Genomic DNA, 3,266 nt, shown 5'->3' with positions numbered 1-3,266 from the left:
TCCATATGTTTATAATATTATTATCATTATCATCTATATGTTTAATTTTATTTTTTACACTATATTTTATAAGTCTATCTTCTTCTATATCTATACCTATGTTAGTTGTTGATATAGAGCATACTACATACATATTAGAATGACTAATATTAAAATATAAATCATCTTTTAAAAATATTGGCTTGCCATTTTTATCTTTATATATATTATTTACATCTAAAAATCTATTATAATTTTTATAGTATATATAATTTAATAGTAAATATGATAGCTTTGTTTCATCTTTAATATTAGTATAAAATTTAGGAACATCTACATTAAAATTATTTATACAAAATTTTTTTACTATATATGTATCTATGTACTTCATTACTTATCCTCTCTAAGTTTAGTTACCAAGGCTGCTTGTTTTCTTCTTTGTTCGTGCATTTTAGCATAATGTTTTTTAGTTGTATTTATATCTGCGTGTCCTAGAGCATCTGCAACTAAATATATATCTTCTGTCTTTTCATAAAGAGCAGTACCATATGTACTTCTAAGCTTATGTGGTGATATATTTTTAAGAGGTGTTGCTATTTTTGCATATTTTTTTACTAAATTTTGTACTGTTCTTGTGCCTATTCTTTTTCTTTGCATAGATAAAAATAAAGCATCTTCGTGGCCTTCTATGGCATCTATTTCCTCTCTTTCATCAAAATAATTACTAAGAGCATCATATACTTCATCTCCAAAATATACAATACTTTCATTTCCACCTTTTCTTAAAACTCTTATCCCTTTTGTATAAAAATCTACATCTTGAATATTTATCCCAACACATTCTGATACACGTATACCTGTTCCTAATAACAAACATATTATGGCAAAATCTCTAGTTTTAGTATAATTATGATATGCTTGTTGACTTTTGGTAAGCTTTGTACCTGTTTCTACTGCATCTAATAAAGTTTCTATTTCTTCTTTATCTAAATATATTATATTTTTTTGATGTATTTTAGGTGTTTCTACAAGCTCTGCTGGATTTGATTTTATCTCACCCACCTTATAAAAATAATAAAACATACGTCTTATAGCAGATAGTTTTCTTGCCTTTCCATTTTCGTTATTTATACGGCTTATAGATGTTGTTTTTCCAAGCTTTGTTATACTTTCTGTTTGATGATATGATATGTAATCTAAAAATCTATCTATATCTTTATACGTTATTTTATCCAAATCTTTAACTTCTATATCTAATATATTTTTATCTTTAAAATCTTTTACATTGTAACATAAATAATCAAAAAATAGTCTTAAATCATAGGCATAGCCTACTCTTGTTTTTATTGATGTAGTTTGCCCTATAGATATAAAAAAATCCGAACAAATACTAGGTAACTCCTTTAAAATAGCTTTTAATCTATTTATAAGCTCTATTTCTAACTCTAAATTATATTCCATAGTTCCTCCCCTTTTTATTCTACATTAAAAAGAAATTTTTCCCATTAAAAAAATATACATAATAATAGTAAAAATTAACTAGCATATGTTAAATATATAATATAACATTTATATAGTATAATTTTTACTATTACTATCTAATATTTTAATATTCATCATCTAAAACTCTTATTTTAAAATTATTAATTATATCAAAATAACAATTTTCACATAAATCAAAACTATGTTTTTTACCATCTAAATGGGATAAATAACTCCAGTTTTTATCCACTGATAAATAATCATAAAATTTACCAAACTGGTCTTTATCTATAGGTTTACCACACATATTGCAATATATTTCATATATTTCTTCTTGTTCTGTTAAGACTTTTTTTGTCTTTCGCATAAACATAATCCCCCTACATAGTATATCTTATACAGTATATTGTAGCTATATGTATACAGGTAAAATATGATATAATATTATATAAATATATTAATTTAATAATGAAAAAAGATAAGCATCTATCAAGATACTTATCCTTTTATTAAAATTATTAACAAATATTTCTAAAAGAATTAGGCATAAGTATTAATAAGAATAAAATAAGAATAAATGAATCGTTACCAAATCCACCTATAAAACCTGGGCATAATACAATTAGTAATACTAATATAAATAATAAATTTTCATTATTTACTCCACACCCACACGTTGTACCAATAGGATTATTCATAATAAATCCTCCTTAAAAATTAATTTATATTATATTGTATGATATAAATTAATTTTTTTGCCTGTCCTTAATAATTTTGTTATTTTAATTAATTTTAATAAAAATAGTAAGTCATAAATATATACTTTTTCTATAAAATTGTCAAATATTTTAATAAAATACTCCTCTTAAACAAAAAACTATATTTACATCAAACGTTTCTAACTTTGTTATTTGTTTAAAATTTAATATTAAATCAATACTATTATTAATCTTCAGTTATTTTAATAGATAACTTGCTATATACTCCTATAAATATTGATATAATTATAGCTACCAAAATAATTAAACTTTCATAACTACTACCGTATTAAAAGTCAAATCCATAAAATAATTGCCATAATGGCTGTGAACAAATTGATAATGTTAAAAAAATGCCATAATTTTTCCTACAATATTTTCTGGTGTTAATATTCCTGTAATTGCACCGCTAAATAGTCCTCAAAATGCTAATATACCTGTTGCTACACCATAAATTTAAGAAGAAAACTTTAGTTTTTCTGCTATCAATATAGATAAAGCTATCATTATTAATGAACTTATAAAAGCATTTAATATACAAGTTATAAGTACCATTTTTGAAAGTACTACCTTTTGTTTAAATATAAAGGTTACACTGGTTAATATATATACTTTTAAAATTTGTAATATAGATTGCTTTTCTAATACCTTATTATATAGTATTTTTATAAATAATTCTAATACAGAAGATATAAAAAAGCAAATCATACTAGTAATAATAAATATTAATGTTAAAATACCTGTTAAAAATCCAATATTACCATAATATTTTTTTATTCACTCTGAGATTAACCTTTAATGTGGAATTAATATTGGTATTGTACTTATTTATATGATTTTTTCAAATTTTTTTAACTAGCTATCTAGTCTACAACAAAAAAAGCAAAATACGTAAATGTATTTTGCTTTTTTACAAAGGCGACACCCAGATTTGAACTGGGGATCAGGGAGTTGCAGTCCCATGCCTTACCACTTGGCTATATCGCCATAATATAACTGACCCGTAGGGGAATCGAACCCCTGTTTTAGCCGTGAAAGGGCCACGTC

The 3,266-nt window shown here is 23.8% G+C and carries 4 protein-coding genes, 1 tRNA gene and 1 pseudogene; all 6 read right to left on the bottom strand.

The window, feature by feature from the left end; all coding sequences use genetic code 11:
* Positions 1–370: pseudogene (locus R5Z65_RS09760) on the bottom strand (hypothetical protein); the annotation flags it as partial.
* A complete protein-coding gene (locus R5Z65_RS09755) occupies positions 370–1,440 on the bottom strand; it encodes a tyrosine-type recombinase/integrase (RefSeq protein ID WP_317368821.1) in 1,071 nt (356 codons plus the stop codon). The pseudogene R5Z65_RS09760 and the gene R5Z65_RS09755, both read right to left, overlap by 1 nt.
* 145 nt (positions 1,441–1,585) lie before the next feature.
* Positions 1,586–1,828 carry a hypothetical protein gene (locus R5Z65_RS09750; protein WP_317368819.1) on the bottom strand — a complete coding sequence of 81 codons (243 nt, stop codon included), beginning with the start codon at positions 1,826–1,828 and terminating at the stop codon, positions 1,586–1,588.
* A gap of 151 nt (positions 1,829–1,979) precedes the next feature.
* Positions 1,980–2,159: a hypothetical protein gene (locus R5Z65_RS09745; protein ID WP_317368818.1), complete on the bottom strand. Its 180-nt coding sequence runs from the start codon at positions 2,157–2,159 to the stop codon at positions 1,980–1,982.
* Between the two features lie 516 nt (positions 2,160–2,675).
* Entirely contained in the window at positions 2,676–2,927 is a 252-nt protein-coding gene (locus R5Z65_RS09740) for a hypothetical protein (RefSeq protein ID WP_317368817.1), read from the bottom strand.
* Between the two features lie 208 nt (positions 2,928–3,135).
* Positions 3,136–3,206 (bottom strand) — tRNA-Cys (locus R5Z65_RS09735).
* Positions 3,207–3,266: the final 60 nt, after the last annotated feature.

Origin of the sequence: uncultured Tyzzerella sp. (assembly GCF_963558545.1) — a bacterium.
Lineage (GTDB): Bacteria > Bacillota > Clostridia > Lachnospirales > CAG-274 > Tyzzerella.
Note: the sequence above shows the minus strand (reverse complement) of the source record. Positions and strands in the feature narration are given on the sequence as shown.

Bases quoted from the DNA above. Each gene is read 5' to 3' on its own strand.
- R5Z65_RS09755 (WP_317368821.1), bottom strand. From the start codon at position 1,440: ATGGAATATAATTTAGAGTTAGAAATAGAGCTTATAAATAGATTAAAA.
- R5Z65_RS09750 (WP_317368819.1), bottom strand. From the start codon at position 1,828: ATGCGAAAGACAAAAAAAGTCTTAACAGAACAAGAAGAAATATATGAA.
- R5Z65_RS09745 (WP_317368818.1), bottom strand. From the start codon at position 2,159: ATGAATAATCCTATTGGTACAACGTGTGGGTGTGGAGTAAATAATGAA.
- R5Z65_RS09740 (WP_317368817.1), bottom strand. From the start codon at position 2,927: ATGATTTGCTTTTTTATATCTTCTGTATTAGAATTATTTATAAAAATA.